Source organism: Burkholderia sp. BCC0398, from assembly GCF_902833245.1.
GTDB classification, from domain to species: domain Bacteria; phylum Pseudomonadota; class Gammaproteobacteria; order Burkholderiales; family Burkholderiaceae; genus Burkholderia; species Burkholderia sola.
This window is the reverse complement of record NZ_CADFEM010000001.1, coordinates 800,939-822,795: the sequence shown is the minus strand read 5'-3', so window position 1 is coordinate 822,795 and position 21,857 is coordinate 800,939. Positions and strand designations below refer to the sequence as shown.

The window sequence follows — 21,857 nt, the reverse complement described above, 5'->3', positions numbered from 1 at the left end:
GTTTCGGTGCGATACGTGCGTCAGCGGCTTCCGGCCGCATCGGCCCGTCGATACAGGCGCGGCCATTGATCGTCGAACAGGCCGTTGCATGCGCCGTGCGTCGCGATATCGCCGAGCATGAAGCGCCGGCCGTCGAAGATCCACGATGCGGTCGAGCCGCAATCGCCGGCACTGCGCAGCCTCACCTTGCTCGACAGCGTCGCGCTGGCGGGATCGTAGCCGGCGTCGGTCAATTCGTTTGCGAACGACGCTGAATCGAGGCCCGCGTTCGCGTTCTCGCCGAAGTTCATCGCGGCCGGCGCATACGGCGCAGTTCGCCGCACGCGATACCACAGATCGGTGTGGTTATACATGCTGCTGGTCTGGCACGGGATCGCGACGAGCGCCTCGTCGGACGAAATCGCGACGGCACGCGACGCTTTCCTGCGGTCGCTCGCCGACATTTCGTCTTCGACGTCGGCCGCACATTGCTTCACGTCGCTGCCGAATTTCGCGAGCACCGCATCGACGAGCGGACGCTGTTCGGCGGCCGACAGGGCCGAGGGAGGCGGCGGCGCGGGCGTGACGGCGGGCGGCAACGCGGGCGCGGCCGGCACCGACGATGCCGGCCGGGTGCCCGGGCGCAGCAGTGCCGTGACCGTACCGACGCGGCCCTGCGTGTCGTCGATCAGCAGCAGCGCGGCATTCAATCCCGACAACGGCGTGCGTGCGGTGGACGTCGTGGCCGGATCGCCGACGCTCAGCAGTTGCGCATTACGCGCCGCGGCCAGCCACGCGGCCACCGTTGCTGGATCGCTGGTCCGGATCCGGAGCGGGCGGGCGTCGTCGTCGCTCTTGTCGCCGAACGCATGCCATTGCGCCGGCATCGCATCGAACGGCCGGCCATCCACGCGTGCGGTGCGCAAGTCGATCGGCGCCGACGCGTAGAGGTCGAGCGAGGCTTGCGCGTCCGGGCCGGCATCGCGCGTCACGCGGAGGATCAGGCCGGTGCGTGCGTCGTCGATATCGTCGGCGTGGCTTTCCGCGATACAGCGGTTGCCGTTGTCGCAGACGACCGACCAGTTCTTGAAGTCGCGTTCGACCGGCGGCCGCGCGAGCGGGCGAGCCTCGGCAACGAACGGGGAAACGGCGAGGAGGGCGGCGATGGCGAGCGAAAGGCGGTGCGACATGACGGTTCGTATCGACTGTGGATGGGCGGGCGGAAGACGTCGGACTGCAAGCGCATCGTCAGCAAGCGGGGCAGGTCGAAGGCTGCGGCGCATGCAGCGGCGCGCATTGGCGAACGGCATCGAGTATACCGCCGCCATGCGCTGCGATCGTGACGACGACACGTAGTATGCGGGCACGGACGTTGCTGCCTGGCCTGCATAGATCGGACGAGTGCCGATGCAAAAACGGCGCGATCCCCGGAGGCATCGCGCCGTTCACGTTTCATCGGCCGTCGACCACGTCGCGCAGGAACGCGTCGAGCATCGCCACGTCGCCCCACGGCCGCTTGTATTCGCGGTCGTGTTCGGCATCGGCGAGCATCGTCTCGACCAGCGCGTGGATCGCCGGTCGGCGCGGCCCGTATTCGCTTTCGTTCGCGCTCATCTTCAGCGCGAGCAACGCATCGAGCTCCGCGCGCACAGCCGGCTCATGCACGGTGCCGTCGACGAGATCCGCGAAACGCATCGGCGGCATGCCGAGCCCCATGTCGATCCAGCGCACCGCGAGCAGCGGCCGCAGCACGTACAGGTACTTCTTGTAACGCACCGTGTCGCCTTGCAGATAGCCACGAAAATTCTTCTTCGCCATCGCGAGGTAGTGATGACGCCCTCGTACCGGCGAGAAGAACGCCGATGCCAGCGACCTGAGCCGCGGCGCCCAGCGCGCGTCTTCGCGATACACGACGGGCGAGTCGAGCCATTCGAGCAGCGTCGGATTCGAGCGTCGCAGCAGTTGCAGCGCCTTGCGCAATTCCCAGCCGCTGACGTCGAGCTCGTCGTCGAGCGGCCGTTCGATCACGTCGCGTTGCGGTTCGACGCTCAGGTACCAGTCGCGCCGGTGTGCGTACACGAAGCGTACGTCGTAATCGCTGTCCGGCGACGCGAATCCCCAGCCGCGGCTGCCCGATTCGCACGCGAACAGCACGCTTACATCGTGGCGGCGCTCGACTTCCGCGAGCTCCGCCATCACGCGCGCCCGCACCGCCGGGTCGACCGGATGCGCGCTGCGTACGGTCGTCATCGTCTTGTCGGTTTTCATCGTTGTCGTTTTCCTTTCGTTGTGCGCGGCCGCCGGCCATCGGCCGCATACCGCACTATCCCTTCACGCACACCACCTGGCGCAGCGTATGCATCACTTCGACGAGGCTGCGCTGGGCCGCCATCACCGCGTCGATGTCCTTGTAGGCCATCGGGATTTCATCGACGACGCCCGCGTCCTTCCGGCATTCGACGCCCTGCGTCGCCTTCGCCTGATCGTCGGCCGTGAAGCGGCGCTTCGCTTCGGTGCGGCTCATCGTCCGGCCCGCACCGTGGCTGCACGAGCAGAAGCTTTCCGGATTGCCCAGCCCGCGCACGATGAAGCTCTTCGCGCCCATCGAGCCCGGGATGATCCCGAGCTGCCCCTTCTGCGCGGACACCGCGCCCTTGCGCGTGACGAGCACGTCTTCGCCGAAGTGGCGTTCGCGCTGCACGTAGTTGTGGTGGCAGTTCACCGCGTGCTCGTCGACCGAGAACGGTGTGCCGATCACGCCGCGCGCCGCGCCGATCACCGCGTCCATCATTGCCTGCCGGTTGCGTCGCGCGTAGTCCTGCGCCCAGCCGACCGCCTCGACGTAATCGTCGAAGTGCCGGCTGCCTTCGGTGAAATACGCGAGGTTGCGATCCGGCAGGTTCGCGATGTGCTGGCGCATGTCGGCCTGCGCGAGTTCGATGAACAGGCTGCCGATCGCATTGCCGACGCCACGCGAGCCGCTGTGCAGCATGAACCACACGCGGTCCGCTTCGTCGATGCACACTTCGATGAAGTGGTTGCCGGTGCCGAGCGTGCCGAGATGCGCGTAGTGGTTCGTCTTTTCCAGCTTCGGATACTTGTCGACGATCCGCTGGAAACCCGGTTGCAGCGACTTCCACGCGTCGGTCACGGCGGCCGGCGTGCGATCGCCCCATGCGCCCGGATCGCGGCGGCCCGGCGCGCGGCCGTGCGGGACCGCGCGCTCGATCGCGCTGCGCAGCCCACCCAGCGAATCCGGCAGGTCGGACGCGGTCAGCGTCGTGCGCGCGGCCATCATCCCGCAGCCGATGTCGACGCCGACCGCGGCCGGAATGATCGCGCCCTTCGTCGGAATCACGCTGCCGATCGTCGAGCCCTTGCCGAGGTGAACGTCCGGCATCACCGCGACGTGGCCGAAGATGAACGGCATCTGCGCGGTGTTGCGCAGTTGCGTGCGCGCTTCCTCTTCGACGGCGACGCCTTGCGTCCACATCTTCACCGGCTTGCCGTTCGCCAGTTCCATCACCTGATATTCGATGTCATTCATCAGAATTTGCTCCGGGAAACCCCGCCATTGATGGCGGGAAGGAAAGGGGTGCTGTTGACAGGCGGCTTCTCCCACGGGGTAGGATCACCGGCATGATTCTTGTCTACCGCTACCGGGTGAAGTCGCTCAACGGACTGCTTAACAAGCAGAGCCGCGCGGTGAACTACGTCTGGAACTTTTGCAACGATACGCAGAAGCACGCGCTCAAATGGAGCAAGAAGTGGCCGACCGGCTTCGACCTGAATATGCTCACCACCGGCAGCAGCAAGGCGCTCGGTATCCACTCCGGTACGATCAACGCCACGTGCGAGCAATATGCGAAGTCGCGCAGTCAGCACCGTCGGCCCTACCTGCGCTATCGCGGCAGGAAATCGCTGGGTTGGGTGCCGCTGAAGGGCCGTGACCTGAAGCGCGAGGGCGACGCGTTTCGTTTCGCCGGCAACACGTTTCGCGTGTTCAACAGCCGGGCGCTTCCCGAAGGCAAGATCAAGGACGGAACCAACTTTGCGCAGGATGCGCGCGGTAATTGGTTCTTGAACATCGTGATCGAGATGCCCGATGTTCAGGCCCGCCCAATCCGTTCCGGCGTCGGCATCGATCTCGGTCTGAAAGACTTCGCCACACTTTCGACCGGCGAGAAGCTGCCTAACGATCGGTTCGGTCGATGCGCGGCCGAGAAACTCGCGAAAGCGCAACGGGCGCGAAAGCACAAGCGGCATATCGCGAAGCTGCACGCCAAGGTCGCGAATGCCCGCGCCGATTTCCAGCATAAGCTCGCGCTCGATCTGGTGCGGCGTTTTGATTACATCGCGGTCGGCAACGTGTCGGCCGCAAAACTCGCCAGAGCCAGGATGGCGAAGAGCGTCTACGACGCATCCTGGTCGTCCTTCCGAAACAAGCTCCGCTACAAAGCGATCGCGCACGGGGCCACGTTCGAGGAAGTGGACGAAAGCGGTTCGACCCAGTCCTGTTCGTCGTGCGGATCGAAAGACAGCACGACGCGGCCGAAAGGTATCGCGGGACTGAGAATAAGAGAATGGGCCTGCAGTGACTGTGGTCTCGTGCATGATCGTGATATCAACGCTGCGCTGAACATTCTCCGATGCGGACGTGCATCGCCAGGTGTGGGAATCCTCCGCCTTTAGGTGGACGAGGACGTCAATTGCTTCACCTGATTCATTTCGGGGTCCGGCGCGATACACGTGCGCCGCGCCGGCTCCTGCATTACGCGCCCTTGATGCTGACGAGTCCGTTCAGCACCTGGTCGAGACCGCCGAACACCGAGATGCGGTCGATCCGTTCCGCGACGCGCTCGAGCGTTTCCAGCTCCTTGAGTCGCAGCGCGGTCGGGTTCTCTTCCATCACCTTCGCGGTGTTCAGCAGCGAACGCGTGGCCGCCGTTTCCTCGCGGCGGCGAATCACGTTCGCCTGCGCGGACTTCTCCGCTTCGACCACCTGCGCGAGGATCGTCTTCATGTCGCCCGGCAGCACGATATCCTTCACGCCGACGCTGCGCACGTCCACGCCTGAATCGTCGAGGCGGGCGCGTACTTGCGCAATCACGACGTCGTCGAGCGACTGCTTGTCCTCCAGTAGCGCGTCGAGCGAGCGCGTGCCGACCGCCGAACGCAGCGCGAACTGCAGTTCGCGATACAGGTGTTCGACCGGCTTCTGCAACTGGCCGAACGCGTGCAGCACGTCCGCATAGCACCACGTCGCCGACAGGTTCAGCCGCAGCGCGACCTTGTCGCGCGTCAGGATTTCCTGCCCGCCGACTTCGATCGCCTGCAAGCGCAGATCGACGAGTTCGACCGCGACGTCGCGGTTGAAGCGCCAGAACGCCGACGTACCCGCGTCCAGCACCCGCTCGATCTTGCCGTCGATCTTCAGTACACCGACGTGGTACGCCGGCACCTGAGCCAGCAGCACGCTCGTGAGCCCCGCCACGCCGCGCGCACGCAGCGACGGTTGCGCGATGCGCTTCACGAGCGCGGCGGGCAGCATGCTGTCCTGCGCGAGATCGATGCGCTCCAGCCGATGCGCGGTCAGGCCACGCCAGTACAGCCGGCGCGTGCCGGGCGCCAGGATCTCGACGAGCACGTCGTCTTCGTAGCGCAGGCCGGCTTCGTCGTCGGCGAGATCCATCGCGACGAAATGCTGCGCGAGCACATCCTGTGCGTCGTGACGCAGGTAATCGGCCAGCGCTTCGTCGGCGAGCGGCGCATCGAGACGCGCGGTCTGCACCGACAGGCGCTTGAACGGATCGAAGGCCTTGAACACACCCGGTTCGAGCACCTTCACGAAATCGCCTTCGCTCATCAGCAGCGCGCGTTCGTTCTTTTTTACGACATGTCGCATCCACATATTCTTGTCCTTTTCTTCAATGGCCGCCGGGTGACGCGCATCGGGCGGATCGCGGTGCGACGCAATCGGGCGGGCGGCACGCTGGCCGGCGTCGAAGCGCATGGCGACGCGTCCTGCATCGCGTCGTCGTGCGCATTCGCGCGGGCCGTGCGGCCGCCCGGCGCGATCGCGCGGAACCGCAACCGGTCGGACGCGCGGCGGGCCTTGCGGCCCGCACCGGCGGGTACTGCTTTCATACGAGACCGTCCTTGCGGACAGCGTTCGAGCGGGATTCGAACCCGCCACCGGCCGGCTTTCGCCGGCTGCTCCACCTGACTGAGCTTCCGAACAATGGGGCGCCCCGGGATTCGAACCCGGGCGAAGCATCCTGGCGCGCGCCCCTTTGCCTTCGTCTGTCCATGGCGGCATGCGCTGCCGCGACGAACGAGGTTCGGCGGCGGCGCACCAGCAGGGCTTGTTGAACCCTGGCTCGTGGGCCAGCGGGACATCCGGCGTCTTCTATTTAGCGAGGAGCGTGCCAGTGCGGGCGTGGGCTTTCGTGAAATTTCCCAGGCGATTGAAAATAAAGGGAATTTTTTTATTTGGCGCGGCCTGCTGGCAACGCTCGTTGCACCGCGCCGCCATGAATATCCGATACAATCGGATCGCTTCTTATCCCATGAGATAAACATGCGCAAAACCGTCGCGATCGGTTTTCTCGGCACCGTACTCGACCAGGGCGGCCGCGCGCCGCGCCGTTACCGCAAATGGCGGCCGACGATTTCGCTGTGCGAGCAGCCCGGCCTGCCGATCGACCGGCTCGAACTGCTGCATTCGCTGGACTACACGCGTCTCGCCAACCAGGTGCGGGACGATCTCGCGCGCGTGTCGCCGCACACCGACGTGCGGCTCACGCCGGTCACGATCCACGATCCGTGGGATTTCGAGGAGGTCTATGCGACGCTGCACGATTACGCACGCGCGTATCCGTTCGACCTCGAGCACGAGGATTACCTGATCCACATCACGACCGGCACGCACGTCGCGCAGATCTGCTGGTTCCTGCTGGCGGAAGCGCGCTACCTGCCCGCGCGTCTCGTGCAGACGGGGCCGCCGCAGCGGACGGACGAAGGGCCGAGCGGGCCGGGCACGATCTCGGTGATCGATCTCGACCTGTCGCGCTACAACCGGATCGCGCAGCGCTTCACGCGCGAGCGCGACGAAACGGTGTCGTTCCTGAAGGCCGGCATCGCGACGCGCAACGCGCGTTTCAACGCGCTGATCGAGCAACTGGAGCGCGTGGCCGTGCGGTCGCGCGCGCCGATGCTGCTGGTCGGGCCGACGGGTGCCGGCAAGTCGTTTCTCGCGAAGCGCGTGTACGAACTGAAGCGCGGCCGGCACCGGCTCGCGGGGCCGTTCATCGAGGTCAACTGCGCGACGCTGCGCGGCGACGCGGCGATGTCGACGCTGTTCGGTCACGTGAAAGGCGCGTTCACGGGCGCGCAGTCGGCGCGCGCGGGGCTGCTGCGCGCAGCGGACGGTGGGCTGCTGTTTCTCGACGAAATCGGCGAACTCGGGCTCGACGAACAGGCGATGCTGCTGAAGGCGATCGAGGAAAAGCGCTTCCTGCCGGTGGGCGCGGACGTCGAGGCGAGCAGCGATTTCGAGCTGATCGCGGGCACGCATCGCGACCTGCGGCAGATGGTGGCTGCCGGTACGTTCCGCGAGGATCTCTACGCGCGGATCAATCTGTGGACCTACGAACTGCCGGGACTCGCCGAGCGCCGCGAGGACATCGAGCCGAACCTCGAATTCGAGCTCGACCGTTTCGGCCGCGAGCAGGGCGAGCAGGTGCGGTTCAACGTGGAGGCGAAGCGGCGCTATCTCGCGTTCGCGGCGTCGCCGCGCGCGACGTGGGCCGGCAACTTCCGCGAGCTGTCGGCCTCGGTCACGCGGATGGCGACGCTGGCCGATGCGGGGCGGATTACCGAGGCGCTCGCCGAGCAGGAAGTCGAGCGGCTGACGCGCACGTGGTCGTCGCCGGGTGGTGCGGGGGCGTCCGATGCATGCGTCGACGCGGTATTCGGTGCGCGGGCGGCGGAGCTCGACCTGTTCGACCGCGCGCAGCTCGAACGCGTGCTCGACGTGTGCCGCACGTCGGCGAGCCTGTCGGAAGCCGGGCGCACGCTGTTCGCGGTGTCGCGGAAGAGCAAGAAGCAGCCGAATGATGCGGACCGATTGCGCAAGTATCTCGCGCGGTTCGGGCTCGATTGGGACGGGGTGCGGCGCGCGCTCGACGGCGTGTGATGACGAGAGGGGCGCGTGATGTCTGCGCTGCGCCCGTTACGCGCGGCAGATCGCGATGATCTCCGCGCTGGTCGCCTCGTCGAACGGGGCACGGTCCCAATCGCCGCACCAGTCGGCCGACGCGAAGCCGGCCGCCGTCACGCGGGCCTGCAATTCGGATCGAGCGATGAAACGCAGCCGGCTCGTATTCGTCAGCACCGTATCGTCGCGACGGAAGCGGTAATGCGTGTCGAACGTCACGATCGCGCCGTCGATCGCCCGCACCGCGTGATGGAGATCGACGATGCCGAATGCGTGTGACTCGACGCTGCGTGCCGACTGCGCGGGTGTCCATGTTCGCCACGGTTCGATACGCGGGTTGCGGGTGTCGAACAGGAAGCGGCCGCCGTCGGCGAGCACGCGTCGCACGCCGCGCAGCGTCGCATCGATGTCGTCGTCGGTCAGCAGGCACTGGAACGCGTGCCCGGTCATCGCGACCGCATCGAACGGCGCGCCGGGCGGCAGGCCGTCGAGTGCGCACGCGAGCCAGCGTACCGCGTCGGCACCCGGCTGGCGCCGCGCGTAATCGATCATCGCCGGTGCGGGATCGATCGCGACGACGTCATGCCCGGCTGCCGCGAGCCGTCGCGCGAACGTGCCGGTGCCGCAGCCGAGATCGAGGATGCGTTGCCCGGCGGCGCCGATCGTGGCCGCGTAGAACGCGAAGTCCCGATCGCCCGCGTTGAACACGTCGTACACCGCGACGAGGCGCGGGTCGGTGTAGAGCAGGTCCGCGTCGGCGCGCGTCATGCAGCCGCGCACATCAGCGCTGCTGCACGGCCACGCGCAGCCCGAGCGCGATGAAGATCGAGCCGATGATCTTGCCCTGCCAGCGCGTGAGCCACGTGAGCCGCTTCACGATGCGGCCGAGCGGGCGGATCGAGCACGCGATCAGTGTCGTGTAGAGCGAGCTGAGCACGACGAAGATCAGCCCGAGCACCGCGAACTGCACGAACGTCGAACCGCGCTCCGGATGCACGAACTGCGGCATGAACGCGAGAAAGAACAGCGCGGTTTTCGGATTCAGCACTTCGGCGGGAATCGCCTGCAAGTACGCCCTGAGCGGCGTGACGGGCGACACCTGCGGCAGCGACGGGTCGGCCGCCTTCTCGAGCAGCGCGCGCACGCCGAGGTAGATCAGGTACGCGGCGCCGGCCAGCTTCACGACGTTGAACGCGAGTGCCGACGTCATCAGCAGCGCGGACAGCCCCACGGCCGCGAACAGCGTATGCACGAAGTCGCCGCTCGCGACGCCGAGGCCGGTCAGGATGCCGGTCTTGCGGCCGCCCTGCACGGTGCGGCTCAGCACGAGCAGCACGGCGGGACCGGGAATCAGGAACAGGCCCAGAACGACGGCCGTGAAGGTGGTCAGCGTGGTCAGGTCGAACATGGCGGCTCCGGCAGGTTGGCGCAGCGGCAGGGGATCGGCGCATTGTATTCGGTTCGGCGCGCGGCCGCAGACGGCCGTTTTCAAACGGCGCGGCCGCGCCGGCGCCTTTCTGGTATAAGCACGACAGGGCGCGCCGGCGTCCGGCCTTCTTTACAGCCCGTCGTTCCATGCGCGACCTTCCACCGATCACCGATCCCGCCGCGGACGCCGACGTCTATCACGTGCCGCGTCCGCTCGTCGTGTTCGGCGGCTCGGTCGTCGAGCCCGAATGGCGGCTCGAGCGGCACAGCCATCGTCAGGCGCAACTGCTCTACACGTTGAGCGGCGTCGTCTATTGCGAGATCGACGGCGGCGTGTGGACTGCGCCGCCGCAATGCACGGTCTGGATTCCGGGCGATGTCCCGCATGCGGCGCGCGGCTCGGCCGGCGCGACTTTCTACGCGGTACTGGTCGAACCCGACGCGGCGCTCGAGCTGCCCACGCGCTGCTGCACGCTGGCCATGTCGCCGCTGTTGCGCGAACTGCTGCTGAAGGCGGCCAGCTTCCCGAACCTGTACGACGTCGACGGGCCGCAGGGGCGGCTGGTGGCGACGCTGCTCGACGAACTCGTCGCGGCGCCGATCGAGGATCTGTACCTGCCGATGCCGGCCGACCGCCGGCTGCGCAAGCTGATCGACCATCTGCTCGACGATCCGGCCGACAAGTCGCCGCTGGCCGAACTCGCGCGGCGCGCGGGCATCAGCGAGCGCAGCCTCACGCGGCTCGCGACGAAGGAACTCGGCATGAGCCTGGGCGACTGGCGCCGTCGGCTGCACGTCGCGCTGTCGTTGCGGATGCTGACGACCGGCCGCCGCGTGCATCAGATCGCAATCGATCTCGGCTACGAGAGCGCGAGCAGTTTCGTCACGATGTTCCGCAAGGCGACCGGCAAGTCGCCGACGCAATACCTGACCGACCGGCAACGCTGAACGCCTACGCTGCGCGCTCGCACACGTTTGGCCGGATTGAAAAAGCAGTTGGCCGGGATGAGAAATGACGCATCGGGTCTCGATCCATAAGATGAGAATCGTTCTCATCTGGAGGTCGACATGCAAATCGTCACGACTGAATTCCCGTTTGTCTGGCTGCGTTACAGCGGCTCGACCCACACCGATCCCGCCCGCCTGATTGCCGAACTCGACGCGCTGCTCGCGCGCCGCGAACGCTTCGTCTTGCTGACCGACGATGCCCCGTCCGGCGACGATCGCGCGGACAACGATCACGAGATGCGCAAACAGCTCGCGAAGTGGAGCAAGGCCAACCGTGCGCTGTCGCGCGAACGGATCCCCGGGATGATCGCGATCGAGCCCAACGCGGCGCGGCGCGTGGCGCTCAATGCCTTTTCGGGCGCCTTCGAGAAGGTCTGGGGCTATCCGCTGAACGCGGCGGCGAGCCGCGACGACGCACTGGCGCTCGCGCAACGGCTGCTCGCCGAACCGGCGCCCGGCGTCGCGGCGGCGAACGCCTGACCCGACGGCCGCGCGGGTCGCGCGGCTTGCGTCGACATCGACGTCGATATTGACACGCACGCACGGTGCGCGAACGCGCGCCGCGACATATCGCAACCACGCAGAGGTGTTGGGTGGACAATCCGATCCGCGCGATGCGCATCTTCACGCGCATCGTCGAAATGAACAGCTTCACGCGCGCGGCGCAGGCGCTCGGCATTTCGCGCGCCACCGCGACGCGCACCGTGCAGGAACTCGAAGCGGCGCTCGGCATGCCGCTGCTGGTGCGCACGACGCGCGCGTTGCGGGCGACGCCCGAAGGTGATGCGTATTACCGGCGCTGCGTCAGCATCACCGCGGACGTCGACGAGCTCGAAGCGAGCATCCGCGGCGCCGCGCTGCATCCGAGCGGGCCGTTGCGCGTCGAATTGCCGGCGTCGGTGGCGGGCGCGATCGTATTGGCCGCGCTCGGCGAATTTCATGCACGACATCCCGATCTCGAACTGATGCTCGCCATGGCCGGGCGCGCGGGCGATCGCATCGGCGACGCGATCGACTGCAGCGTCCGGCTCGGTGCGCTGCCCGATTCGTCGCTCGTTGCACGCCGGCTCGGCTCGCTCGAGCGCGTGACGTGCGCGAGCCCCGCGTATCTCGAGCGCTTCGGCGTGCCGCGCACGCCCGACGATCTGGACGCGCATCGCGCGGTAGCCGGGTCGCACGTGTTCGGCCAGCGTCCGGCCGAGCTCGAATTCGTGATGGACGACGCGGTGCGCAAGGTGCAACTCGACGGCATCGTCAGCGTGGACGACGAGCAGGCGTATCTCGCCTGCGGCGTGCACGGCCTCGGGCTGATCCAGCCGACGCGCGTCGCCGCGCAGCCGCTGATCGACGCGGGGCGGTTGCGGGAAGTGCTGCCGCGCTGGCAACCCGATGCGCTCGCGGTGTCGGCCGTCTATGTGAAGCGCCCGCATGTGTCGCCCGGCGTGCGGGCGTTCGTCGACTGGATCGCGGAGCGCTTCGTGCAGGCCGGGTATGAGCAGGCGGGACTGGCGGCGGCGGGGGCGGTGGGGTGGCGGCCGGCGCTGCCGGGTGCAGTCGCTGCCGGCGATCGCTACAGCGGGCTCGTAGCGGTGGCTTGACGGCGGTATGCGGACGGAAGGTCCTCAAGCGGTTGCGAGGTGGCAGGCGCTGGCCTTTGATCCGTATCGGAGGATGTAAATATTTTGGCGATTTGGCACGAAATTCGCCGGAATATTTACATCGTATGCTGCGGGGCCAGCAGTGCAGCGGCATACGGAGAGGCGCAGGCGTGCGCATGCCCGCAGCACCGACAGCCGACCCGCATGGGGTGCGGAATACCCGCCTTACACCACCCTAAACCGCCCCAAATCCTCCGCCACGAAATCGACGAACGCGCGAATCCGCGTGGACATCTGGTGACGCTGCGCATACACCGCGTAGATGTCGGCGCTCGGCGTTTCGTGCTCGGGCAGCACGACGACCAGCCTGCCGTCGGCGAGATAGTCGCGCAGATCCCATTCCGCGCGCATCAGGATCCCGTGTCCGTCGAGCGCCCACTTCACCGCGATCTCGCCGTCGTTCGTCGTCAGGTTGCCGTTGATCCGCACGGCTTCCGTGTGGCGGGCCGCACCGCGTCCGCTCGTCAGGCGCCACACGCCGTAACCTTCGTCGCCCTGCCGGATGCCGATGCAGTTGTGCCGCGTCAGGTCGTGCGGCGTGCCGGGCGTCCCGTGCCGCGCGAGATACGCGGGCGCCGCGCACAGCAGCCGGCGGTTCGGCGCGAGCCGCCGCGCGACGACGCGCGTATCGGGCGGTTCGCCGAAGCGGATGCACACGTCGAACGCGTCGTCCGTGAGCGGCGGCGGCATCACCGACAACTGCAGTTGCACCGATACCTCCGGATAGCGCGCGACGAAGCGCGAGATCGCCGGGCCGACGTGGCTGCGCCCGAAACCGAGCGTCGCGTTCACGCGCAGCAGGCCTTTCGGCCGCTGCTTCGCGCTGCCGAGCAGTTCGCCGAGCTCGTCCATCTGATCGAGGATCCGGCGCGCATAGTCGAGGTACACGTCGCCTTCCGGCGTCAGCATCATCCGCCGCGTCGTGCGGTTGACGAGCGTCACGCCCGCGCGCCGCTCCATCTGCGTGAGCCGCTTGCTGACGGCCGCCGCGGTCAGCCCGAGTTCGCGCGCGGCCGCGCTCAGGCTGCCCGACGCAGCCAGCGTCGAAAAGAAGCCGAGATCGGCCGGCTGGACGGTATCCGCCATGACGGGATTCGTGAATTGAAGTTAAAGATGCTTTGAGTATAGCCCCGGTTTCTGTACTTCCAGTTCGATAAAGTGCGTTCACGCTCACGATCAATGGAGGATGTCCGCGTGAAGACCTACCGTATCGCAACGATTCCCGGCGACGGCATCGGCAAGGAAGTGGTGCCTGCCGGCAAGCAGTTGCTGGAAGCGCTGGCCCGCGGCAGCGACCGCTTTGCGTTCGCGTTCGAGGATTTCGACTGGGGCGCCGATTACTACCGCCGGCACGGCGCGATGATGCCGGCCGACGGCCTCGACGCGCTGCGCGGCAAGGACGCGATCCTGTTCGGCTCCGCGGGCGACCCGGACGTACCCGACCACGTGACGTTGTGGGGCCTGCGCCTGAAGATCTGCCAGGGCTTCGACCAGTACGCGAACGTGCGCCCGACGCGCATCCTGCCGGGCATCGACGCGCCGCTGAAACGCTGCGGGCCGGACGACCTGAACTGGGTGATCGTCCGCGAGAACTCCGAAGGCGAATACGCGGGCGTTGGCGGCCGCGTGCACCAGGGCCATCCGATCGAGGCCGCGACCGACGTGTCGATCCTCACGCGCGCCGGCGTCGAACGCATCATGCGTTTCGCGTTCCGGCTCGCGCAGTCGCGGCCGCGCAAGCTGCTGACCGTGATCACGAAGAGCAACGCGCAGCGGCATGCGATGGTGATGTGGGACGAGATCGCGAAGCAGATCGCACAGGAATTCCCCGACGTGACGTGGGACAAGGAACTCGTCGACGCGGCGACCGCGCGCATGGTCAACCGCCCGGCGTCGCTCGACACGATCGTCGCGACCAACCTGCACGCGGACATCCTCAGCGATCTCGCCGCCGCGCTCGCGGGCAGCCTCGGCATCGCGCCTACCGGCAACATCGATCCCGAGCGCCGCTATCCGTCGATGTTCGAGCCGATCCACGGCTCCGCGTTCGACATCATGGGCAAGGGACTCGCGAATCCGGTCGGCACGTTCTGGTCGGTCGTGATGCTGCTCGAACATCTCGGCGAGGCGGATGCCGCCGCGCGCGTGATGCACGCGATCGAGGCCGTGACGGCCGACCCGTCGCTGCACACGCGCGACCTCGGCGGCAGCGCGACGACCGCGCAGGTGACGGCGGCCGTCTGCGAGCGCGTCGCGAACGCGGCGGTCGCGGCCTGACGGCAGCGACGCGGTGACGGCCGCGCGTGCGCGCAGCCGAGCGCCGCCCGCTCGCTCCACTCACGCATTTTCAGCCCGCGACTCGCGCATGCGACGCGAGCCGGGCGCCGGCCGGCGCTCGAGGTCCATCGACCGACGGCGCACGGCCCGACCTCGAAGGAGGAGACACATGCAAGCGGATCTGGAAACCCGCGTCGCGCGGAAACTGATGTGGCGCATCATTCCGTTCGTGATGCTGCTTTACTTCGTCAGCTTTCTCGATCGCGTCAACGTCGGCTTCGCGGCGATGACGATGAACAAGGCGATCGGCCTGTCGCCGACCGCATTCGGGTTCGGCGGCGGCCTGTTCTTCATCGGCTACTTTCTGTTCGAAGTGCCAAGCAACCTGATTCTCCATCGCGTCGGCGCGCGCATCTGGATCGCACGCGTGATGATCACGTGGGGAATCGTGTCGGCGGTGTCCGCGTTCGCGGCCGGACCGACGAGCTTCTACGTGCTGCGCTTTCTGCTCGGCATCGCGGAAGCCGGCTTCTTCCCCGGCATCATCCTGTACCTGAGCCTGTGGTTTCCCGCGAAGCAGCGTGCGGTGGCCGCCGCGTGGTTCATGGCGGCCGCGCCGATCTCGACCGCGATCGGTTCGCCGCTGTCGGGCGCGATCATGCAGATGCCGCCGATGTTCGGGCTGGCCGACTGGCAGATGCTGTACATCGTCGAAGCGCTGCCGGCGGTCGTGCTCGGCTTCGTCGTGCTGAAGCGCCTGACCGATGCGCCGTCGCAGGCCGCGTGGCTGCGCGCCGACGAACGCGACTGGCTGATCGCGAAGCTGAAGGCGGAAGCGGACGCGCGCCACACGCATGCCGGGCATACGGCCGGTGCGTGGCAGGCGCTGCGCGACCCGCGTGTGCTGGCGCTCGCGCTGATCTACTTCGGCACGTCGGCGGGGCTCTATACGCTCGGCCTGTGGGCGCCGCTGATGGTCAAGCAGTTCGGCTTCACCGCGTTGCAGACGGGCCTGCTGACCGGCATTCCGAGCATCGCCGCCGTGGTCGCGATGATCGGGTGGGCGCGGCATTCGGATCGCACCGCCGAGCGCACGTGGCACGTCGTGATTCCGTGCGTGCTGGCCTGCGTCGGCTTCGTGTTCGCGGGGCAGGCGAGCACGGCGTTGCTGACCGTGCTGGCGCTGGTGGTCGTCAACATCGGGATCAGTGCCGCGAAGGCGCCGCTGTGGGCGATGCCGAGCGCGTTCCTGTCGGGGGCCGGCGCGGCGGCGGGGATCGCGATGATCAATTCGATCGGCAATCTCGGCGGGTTCGTCGGGCCGTTCGCGATCGGCTGGCTCAAGCATGTGACGGGCGGGTATGCGGCGGGGTTGTATGTGGTCGCGGGGACGCTCGCGGTGTCGGCGGTGGTGACGTTGATGTTGAGCCGGAAGGGGGCGCGGGAGCAGGTCGTGTCGGGGGTGCGGCAGCATCATTGAGCGTGGTGCGCGTCCGCGGGCATGCATCCGGACGTGCATGCGGTGCGCTGACGACGGCGCACGACCGAAGCAGCCGCGTCAATGCGCGGGAAGTGCCGCGAGGCGAGCGATCTCCGCCGCGCACGCGTCGGCCGACGCGTTCGATGTATCGATCACGCAATCGCTGAACGCGCGCGATGCATATCCTTCCCGATACATCTGCGCGATCCGTTGCCGCTCCCAGTCCGTCAGTGCACGTGTGCCGCGATTCGATGCCGCGACCGCTTCGGGCGGTGCCAGCGTGACGACGAACAATCGTGCATCGCGTACATCGCACGCCGCGCGCAGCCGCTCGAATTCCGCCCCGCCGATTGGATAGGCGATTACGACGTGGCGTTCGCGCGCTTGCGCGATCTGCGTGACCAGTCGCTCCAGCGCAATGGCCCATTGCACGTCGAACGGCGCATCTTCAGGCGCGTCGTGATCGTCGCCGTCGATGAAGCGCGCATCGGGCAGCACGCGTGCGAGTGCGCGGCCGATCGTCGTCTTGCCGCTGTTGATCGGTCCGTTCAGATGGATGACGGTGAGCGGTGTGTTCGTCGATGTAGAGGACATGAGGAGCAGGATGAATCGGACACCTTCATTGTGCCTCGACGTGAAATCTATTTGTAATGTCGACTCCGAAGCGATTAGAGAAATTATTCGATAAAGCACCCTAAAGAAAGGCGTCGCCCCGCCGTTACTCTTCCTCGGTATCTCAAAAAAGTATGACGAAAGCAGTACGACCACACGACCAAAAAACCGAGGGCGCACGGCCGGCGAAGCCGTGCGCGGGATCAGAATGGGATGCACCGATTCAATGGGGCGCGCAGGCAGCGGGGGCTGGCGCGCGCTGTGCCTTTGCCTTGCCGTAACGGGACTGCTGCCGCATTGCGCCGCCGCCACGGGGATCGTCGCGGACGGCGGCACGCCCACGAGCGTGTCGATCGGGCCGAATGGCCGGCAGCTCGTCAATCTTGCGCCTGCAGTCGCCGGCGTATCGAGCAACACGTATTCGTCGTTCAACGTGACGACGGCCGGCGCGACGCTGAACAACGCCGGCATCAACGCGCGCACGATCGTCAACCAGGTGACGAGCACGAACCGCAGCCTGATCGAAGGCGAGATCGCCGTGGCGGGGCCGCGCGCGAACGTCGTGCTTGCGAACCCGAATGGCATCACCGTCAACGGCGGATCGTTCGTCAATACCGGGCACGTCGCGCTGTCGACCGGCACCGTGAACTTCAACGACCTGCAGATCGCCCCCGGCGTGATCCAGCGCAACATCGTGCTCGATACGTCGACCGGCACGATCGTCGTCGGTCCGGGCGGCCTGGCCGGCGCGTTGATCGGGCTGGATCTGATCGCGAAGAACATCGTCGTCGACGGCGCGATCGACAACGCGTTTTCGTCGGCGACGGCCGGCGTGCGCCTGCTGGCCGGACGCAGCCGTGTCGAACTGAACACGGGGCTGTCGCCGAACGACAACGCCAACGACTGGCTCTCGCGTACCGCGACGACCCAGCCGGACACCGCATCGTCCTACGCGATCGACATCACCGCCGCAGGCAGCGTGACGAGCGGGCGCGTGCAGTTGATCGTCACGGACCGCGGCCCCGGCGTGCGCAGCGCCGGCGCGATGAATGCGTCGCTCGGGGATTTCACGTTGACGTCGAACGGCAACGTCGAGATGTCCAATACGAAGATCGACGTCGCGCGAGACCTCGACGTCACCGTGCAAGGCGGCATGACGCTGACCGACACCGACCTGAAGTCGCGCGGCGGCCACGCGAACGTGTCGGCAGCCGATGCGATCGCGTTGACGGGCAGCAGCCTGATGGCGTCGGGCAGCGTCAAGCTGAATGGCGCGGGCATCGCGCTGAATCCCGACGACGCGATGAAGGGCGCCACCGTGGCATCGTCGCAAAGCGGCGTGGTGCTCAAGAGCGCGGCGGACATCGAGAACGTCGGCTCACTGGTACAAGGGCAGACCGCGATCGACGCGGATCCGGATTCTGCGGGCGCGGTAACGCTGAACGCGGCGGGCCGCATCCTGAACCAGTCGCTGCCGCAAACGGGGATCGGCATCCTGTTCGGCGTGAAGGGCGATGTGTCGCTGACCGCGGGCACCGATATCGTCAACCGGAATGCACGGATCCTGTCGAACCGGAGCGTGTCGATCGACGCGGGCGGAGATCTGCAGAACATCGTCGACCACAGCACCGGCGTGCAGAACGGTGCGGTGGTCGGCTTCTCCGAGCAGGGCGGCCGCTTCCTGTTCTTCAAGCATCGTAGCGACGGCTTCACCGTCGACTATGGCGCGCTGGCCGACGCATCGAAACTCGCGTACATCACGGCCGATGCGGGCAACGTGACCGTGCGTGCCGCGAACGTGACGAATATCGGCGGATCGATCCTGTCGAATGGCGGCGCGATCGACATCGCCGCGCGCGAAAACATCCTCACGCAGGCCGTTTTCACCGGGCAGGCAGCGTATCGGCGCTCGTGTTTCGTGTTCTGCCGCGCGAGCGCGTCGTCGAACGTGCAGGCGTTCGGCGGCGTGATCGAGGCCAACGCCGACATCCAGCTGAAAGCCGGTACGCAGATCACGAACACGGGCGGAACCGTGCTCGCGCTCGGCGCATTGACGCTCGACGCGCCGAAGACGCTCGCGCAGGGCGTGCCGGGCTACACGGTGATCAACCGCGACCACGACCTGAAAGCGTGGTTCGGCAATCGTTGGGCGGCGATCTATGCGGCCGACACCGGTGGCGTGTTTACCGGCGGAACCGGCAAGGTGCGCCTGACCGGCGAGGCCGACATCGAAGGCGGCGCGTACAGCGCGCCCGAAGGTGTGCTCGCCGCGGGCGGCGTCGTGACGATCCGGCCGCCTCATCGCGATCTCGTGACGATCGGCAACCGCAATCACATGGGTCTCGTGTCGTGGTTCGGCCTGTGATGTCGCACAAGGATCACCGCATCGCCGCCGCGCTCGCATTGACGATCGGCGCAATGTCGCCGTGCGCGCATGCCCAGCTCGCGGGCGGGCCGCCGGCCGGCGCGCTTCCAGGCCTCGGCGCGCTGCCGGCCGGGCTCGCGGTGCCGCGTGCGGAACAGGATCCCGCGCAGCGTCTGCTGCAGGAGCAGCGCGACCGGCAGCGCCGCGACGAGATCGCGCAGCCGCCGGCGCAGATCGCGGTGCCCGAGCAGCCGACGATGCCGGACCTGCCGCCGGGCGCCGACGTCGACACGCTGCCGGACGTCGCGCCGACGTTCCTGATCGAGCGGGTCGAATTCACCGGCGACGCGATCCTCGGGCAGCGCGAACTGGACCGTATCGCGGCGCCGTTCATCGGCAAGCAACTCGGGCGCAACCGGATCAACCTGCTGCTGCGCCGGCTGACGGAAGCGTTCATCTCGCGCGGCTACATCACGACGCGTGCGTACCTCGGGCCGCAGAATCTCGCGTCCGGCACGCTGAAGATCAATCTCGTTCCCGGCCGCGTGGCCGCGTTGACGCTGAACGGCAAGCCGCTGAGACCGCGCGATCCCGACGAGAAGTGGTACGAAGTGCGCGGCGGCGGGTGGCTGACCGAAGCCGGCACCGCATGGGCGTTCGCGAGCACGCCGGGCGACGTGCTGCGTCTGCCCGATCTGGAGCAGGGCGTCGATCAGATCAACCGGTTGCGGCGCAATCAGGCCGAAATCCGCATTCTCCCCGGCGAAGCGCCGGGCGATTCGATCGTCGCGATCTCGAACCGCTACGGCGACCGTCTTCATTACGATTTCGGCATCGACAACTACGGCAGCTCGCAGACCGGCAAGACGCGCTATCGCGCCGGTGTCGAAGCCGACAACGTGATCGGACTGCAGGAATCGCTGTCGTTCAGCTACGTCGGGACGACCGACACGAACGCGGTCGTGTTGTCGGCGGCGGTGCCGTACGGCTATCAGACTTTCAGCTACACGGCGTCGATGTCCGAGTACCAGCAGGCGATTGGCGACGTCGCGCTGCTCGCGGGGCGCACGTTCAGCCAGATGCTCGGCTGGAACGACGTGCTGATGCGTTCGCCGCGCGGGCGCATGAGCGTCGACGTGACGCTCAACAAGCTGCGCACCGAGCGCGATCTCAACGGCATTCCGTTGTCGCCGCAGAACCTGACGGTGTTGCGTGTCGCGCTGAACGGGCTGTCCCGCTTCGTCATGCGCGATCAGGGCGCAGCCGCGACCTGGGATGTCGGCGTGTCGCAGGGTTTGCCCTGGCTGGCGGCCAACCACGATGCGTCGGACATCGGTATCGACGACGCACACAGCCAGTTCACGAAGCTCGATGCCACCGGCACGCTGCAGTTCACGCTCGGCGATTTCGCCGGTTCCATCTGGGCGTATCGCGGCACGCTTCGCGCGCAGTACAGCCGCGTCGCGCTGTTCGGCAACGAGCAGATCTTTCTGGGCGGCATGGGTTCGGTCCGCGGGTTTACCGAAGGCGGGATCGCGGGCGACAGCGGCGCATTCGTGCGCAACGAGCTGGCCTGGCAGAACGTGCCGGCGTGGCACGACGCGCGCATCGAACCGTACGTGTTTCTGGACGGCGGCAAGACGCACCTGAACGCGCAGGGCGGCTGGCCGTCGCTCGTCGGCACAGGCGTCGGCACGCGCGCGCAATGGCGCTTGAAAGGCGGGACGCTGTCGACCGAAGTGCTGGTCGGGCAGGCGCTCGTGCAACCGGCCGCACTCGGCAAGAAGGCCAGCGTGTTGCTGGCAACACTCAACTGGACGGACTGATGGAGAACTTCATGGATCGCCTGTCGAACGGTCGCGAGATCGCGATGCAACCCAACCTGTCGGCGCGGATTCGCAAGATCGGCGTCGCGCTCGTCGCGGCGATGCTGTGCGGCGCTGTCGTCCCGCACGCGTACGCGGTTCCCAAGGCGGCGAAGAAACCGGCCGATGCAACCGCCGCGATGCCGGCCGATGCGATCGCGAGCGTGAACGGCGTGCCGATCCTGCAAGCGCAGGTCGACGAAGCCGTGCGTGCGTCGAAGGCGCCCGATACGCCGGCGCTGCGTGCGGCGCTGAAGAACCAGCTGATCGCGCGTGAGCTGTTTCGACAGGCGGCGCTCAAGCAGCACTACGACACGAAGCCGCAGGTCGTTGCCGCCGTCGAGCAGGCGAAGGCGCTCGCGATGACGCAGGCGTACCTGCGCGATCAGGTCAAGCCGGCGCCCGTCACGGATGCGGACGTCAAGGCGCGCTACGACGCGGTTGTCGCAACGCTCGGCGAGAACGAATACAAGCCGAGCGTGATCGCGGTCAACGATGCGGACACCGCGAAGCAGATCCTCTCGCGGCTCAAGAAAGGCGAGGACTTCGGCGGGCTCGCGCGGCAGTTCAGCAAGGGGCCGGCCGCGGCGCAAGGCGGCGCGCTGAACTGGATCTCGTTCAAGACGCCGATCGAAGCAGGCCACACGCAGAACTGGCCGCAACCGCTCGCCGAAGCGCTCGTGAAGCTTCCGCAGGGCGGACTGACGCGCGAGCCCGTGCAGGTCGGCGATACGTACTGGATCGTGCGTGCCGACGACAAGCGCCCGACGCAGGTGCCGCCGTTCGACCAGGCGAAAGACACGCTGCGGCAACAACTCGAGCAGGTCGCGATAGAGAAGGCGACCGCGCAGGTCGTGGCGGATCTGATCCGCAACGCGCGGATCCAGCAGTAAGCGGCAAGCAGCAAGCCGCCAGTAGCAGCGTCGGGCAGCCGCCCGGCGAACACGCACGCGATGCCGGGCGGGGA

At 67.2% G+C, this 21,857-nt stretch carries 19 protein-coding genes and 1 tRNA gene; 10 read left to right on the top strand and 10 right to left on the bottom strand.

From position 1 onward, the window contains the following. Positions 1–20: 20 nt before the first annotated feature. From HWX76_RS03555 to HWX76_RS03545, 3 genes are all read right to left on the bottom strand, one after another. Complete coding sequence (locus tag HWX76_RS03555) at positions 21–1,169, bottom strand: DUF1176 domain-containing protein (protein WP_176015486.1); 1,149 nt, start codon at positions 1,167–1,169, stop codon at positions 21–23. Between the two features lie 262 nt (positions 1,170–1,431). Beyond that, the gene (locus HWX76_RS03550; protein ID WP_089489067.1) at positions 1,432–2,247 is read right to left on the bottom strand and encodes a nucleotidyltransferase domain-containing protein; all 816 of its coding nucleotides are present in this window, start codon (positions 2,245–2,247) and stop codon (positions 1,432–1,434) included. A 55-nt stretch (positions 2,248–2,302) separates the two neighbouring features. Continuing rightward, positions 2,303–3,526 (bottom strand): RtcB family protein, encoded by a 1,224-nt coding sequence (locus HWX76_RS03545; RefSeq protein WP_050014499.1) that lies wholly within the window; start codon positions 3,524–3,526, stop codon positions 2,303–2,305. A 92-nt stretch (positions 3,527–3,618) separates the two neighbouring features. On the opposite strand from HWX76_RS03545, the gene HWX76_RS03540 reads away from it, so the two are divergent. Beyond that, a complete protein-coding gene (locus HWX76_RS03540) occupies positions 3,619–4,671 on the top strand; it encodes an RNA-guided endonuclease TnpB family protein (RefSeq protein ID WP_089489069.1) in 1,053 nt (350 codons plus the stop codon). 79 nt (positions 4,672–4,750) lie between these two features. Here HWX76_RS03540 and HWX76_RS03535 read toward each other — a convergent pair whose 3' ends face one another. The 3 genes from HWX76_RS03535 to HWX76_RS03525 form a co-directional block, all read right to left on the bottom strand. After that, positions 4,751–5,890, bottom strand: coding sequence for a slipin family protein (locus HWX76_RS03535; RefSeq protein ID WP_050014519.1), 1,140 nt, complete (start codon positions 5,888–5,890; stop codon positions 4,751–4,753). Next, complete coding sequence (locus HWX76_RS03530; RefSeq protein ID WP_124595474.1) at positions 5,869–6,126, bottom strand: hypothetical protein; 258 nt, start codon at positions 6,124–6,126, stop codon at positions 5,869–5,871. Before HWX76_RS03530 ends, HWX76_RS03535 begins: the two co-directional genes overlap by 22 nt. Positions 6,127–6,147: 21 nt before the next feature. Further along, positions 6,148–6,220 (bottom strand) — tRNA-Phe (locus HWX76_RS03525). Between the two features lie 339 nt (positions 6,221–6,559). Here HWX76_RS03525 and rtcR point away from each other — a divergent pair. Further along, a complete protein-coding gene (gene rtcR, locus HWX76_RS03520) occupies positions 6,560–8,176 on the top strand; it encodes an RNA repair transcriptional activator RtcR (RefSeq protein WP_050014502.1) in 1,617 nt (538 codons plus the stop codon). 36 nt (positions 8,177–8,212) lie between these two features. On the opposite strand, the gene HWX76_RS03515 is transcribed toward rtcR, so the two are convergent. Continuing rightward, positions 8,213–8,965, bottom strand: coding sequence for a class I SAM-dependent methyltransferase (locus HWX76_RS03515; RefSeq protein ID WP_050014521.1), 753 nt, complete (start codon positions 8,963–8,965; stop codon positions 8,213–8,215). A 13-nt stretch (positions 8,966–8,978) separates the two neighbouring features. Beyond that, the gene (locus HWX76_RS03510; protein ID WP_089489071.1) at positions 8,979–9,605 is read right to left on the bottom strand and encodes a LysE family translocator; all 627 of its coding nucleotides are present in this window, start codon (positions 9,603–9,605) and stop codon (positions 8,979–8,981) included. A gap of 167 nt (positions 9,606–9,772) precedes the next feature. Here HWX76_RS03510 and HWX76_RS03505 point away from each other — a divergent pair, with 167 nt between their 5' ends. The 3 genes from HWX76_RS03505 (at position 9,773) to HWX76_RS03495 (ending at position 12,231) form a co-directional block, all read left to right on the top strand. Next, positions 9,773–10,573 carry a helix-turn-helix transcriptional regulator gene (locus HWX76_RS03505; RefSeq protein ID WP_050014505.1) on the top strand — a complete coding sequence of 267 codons (801 nt, stop codon included), beginning with the start codon at positions 9,773–9,775 and terminating at the stop codon, positions 10,571–10,573. 120 nt (positions 10,574–10,693) lie between these two features. Next, positions 10,694–11,113 (top strand): hypothetical protein, encoded by a 420-nt coding sequence (locus HWX76_RS03500; RefSeq protein ID WP_050014507.1) that lies wholly within the window; start codon positions 10,694–10,696, stop codon positions 11,111–11,113. Between the two features lie 113 nt (positions 11,114–11,226). After that, positions 11,227–12,231: a LysR family transcriptional regulator gene (locus HWX76_RS03495; protein WP_050014509.1), complete on the top strand. Its 1,005-nt coding sequence runs from the start codon at positions 11,227–11,229 to the stop codon at positions 12,229–12,231. 225 nt (positions 12,232–12,456) lie between these two features. Here the strand turns inward: HWX76_RS03495 and HWX76_RS03490 are convergent, their stop codons facing one another. Beyond that, positions 12,457–13,377, bottom strand: a complete 921-nt coding sequence (locus HWX76_RS03490; RefSeq protein WP_124630815.1) for a LysR substrate-binding domain-containing protein — start codon at positions 13,375–13,377, stop codon at positions 12,457–12,459. A 108-nt stretch (positions 13,378–13,485) separates the two neighbouring features. Here HWX76_RS03490 and HWX76_RS03485 point away from each other — a divergent pair, with 108 nt between their 5' ends. Together HWX76_RS03485 and HWX76_RS03480 are read left to right on the top strand one after the other, a co-directional pair. Then, on the top strand, positions 13,486–14,568 hold the full coding sequence (locus tag HWX76_RS03485) for a tartrate dehydrogenase (RefSeq protein WP_050018246.1): 1,083 nt from the start codon (positions 13,486–13,488) through the stop codon (positions 14,566–14,568). A 169-nt stretch (positions 14,569–14,737) separates the two neighbouring features. Beyond that, positions 14,738–16,048, top strand: coding sequence for an MFS transporter (locus HWX76_RS03480; RefSeq protein ID WP_050018244.1), 1,311 nt, complete (start codon positions 14,738–14,740; stop codon positions 16,046–16,048). Between the two features lie 78 nt (positions 16,049–16,126). Here the strand turns inward: HWX76_RS03480 and HWX76_RS03475 are convergent, their stop codons facing one another. Further along, a complete protein-coding gene (locus tag HWX76_RS03475) occupies positions 16,127–16,642 on the bottom strand; it encodes a shikimate kinase (RefSeq protein WP_089489073.1) in 516 nt (171 codons plus the stop codon). 244 nt (positions 16,643–16,886) lie between these two features. Between HWX76_RS03475 and HWX76_RS03470 the strand changes: the two genes are divergently transcribed. Genes HWX76_RS03470 through HWX76_RS03460 form a run of 3 tightly spaced genes read left to right on the top strand, consistent with a single transcriptional unit; the run spans position 16,887 to position 21,783 of the window. Further along, positions 16,887–19,025: a filamentous hemagglutinin N-terminal domain-containing protein gene (locus HWX76_RS03470; RefSeq protein WP_244137937.1), complete on the top strand. Its 2,139-nt coding sequence runs from the start codon at positions 16,887–16,889 to the stop codon at positions 19,023–19,025. Beyond that, positions 19,025–20,851 (top strand): ShlB/FhaC/HecB family hemolysin secretion/activation protein, encoded by a 1,827-nt coding sequence (locus tag HWX76_RS03465; protein ID WP_124630814.1) that lies wholly within the window; start codon positions 19,025–19,027, stop codon positions 20,849–20,851. Before HWX76_RS03470 ends, HWX76_RS03465 begins: the two co-directional genes overlap by 1 nt. Positions 20,852–20,862: 11 nt before the next feature. Beyond that, on the top strand, positions 20,863–21,783 hold the full coding sequence (locus tag HWX76_RS03460) for a peptidyl-prolyl cis-trans isomerase (RefSeq protein ID WP_089489712.1): 921 nt from the start codon (positions 20,863–20,865) through the stop codon (positions 21,781–21,783). Positions 21,784–21,857: the final 74 nt, after the last annotated feature.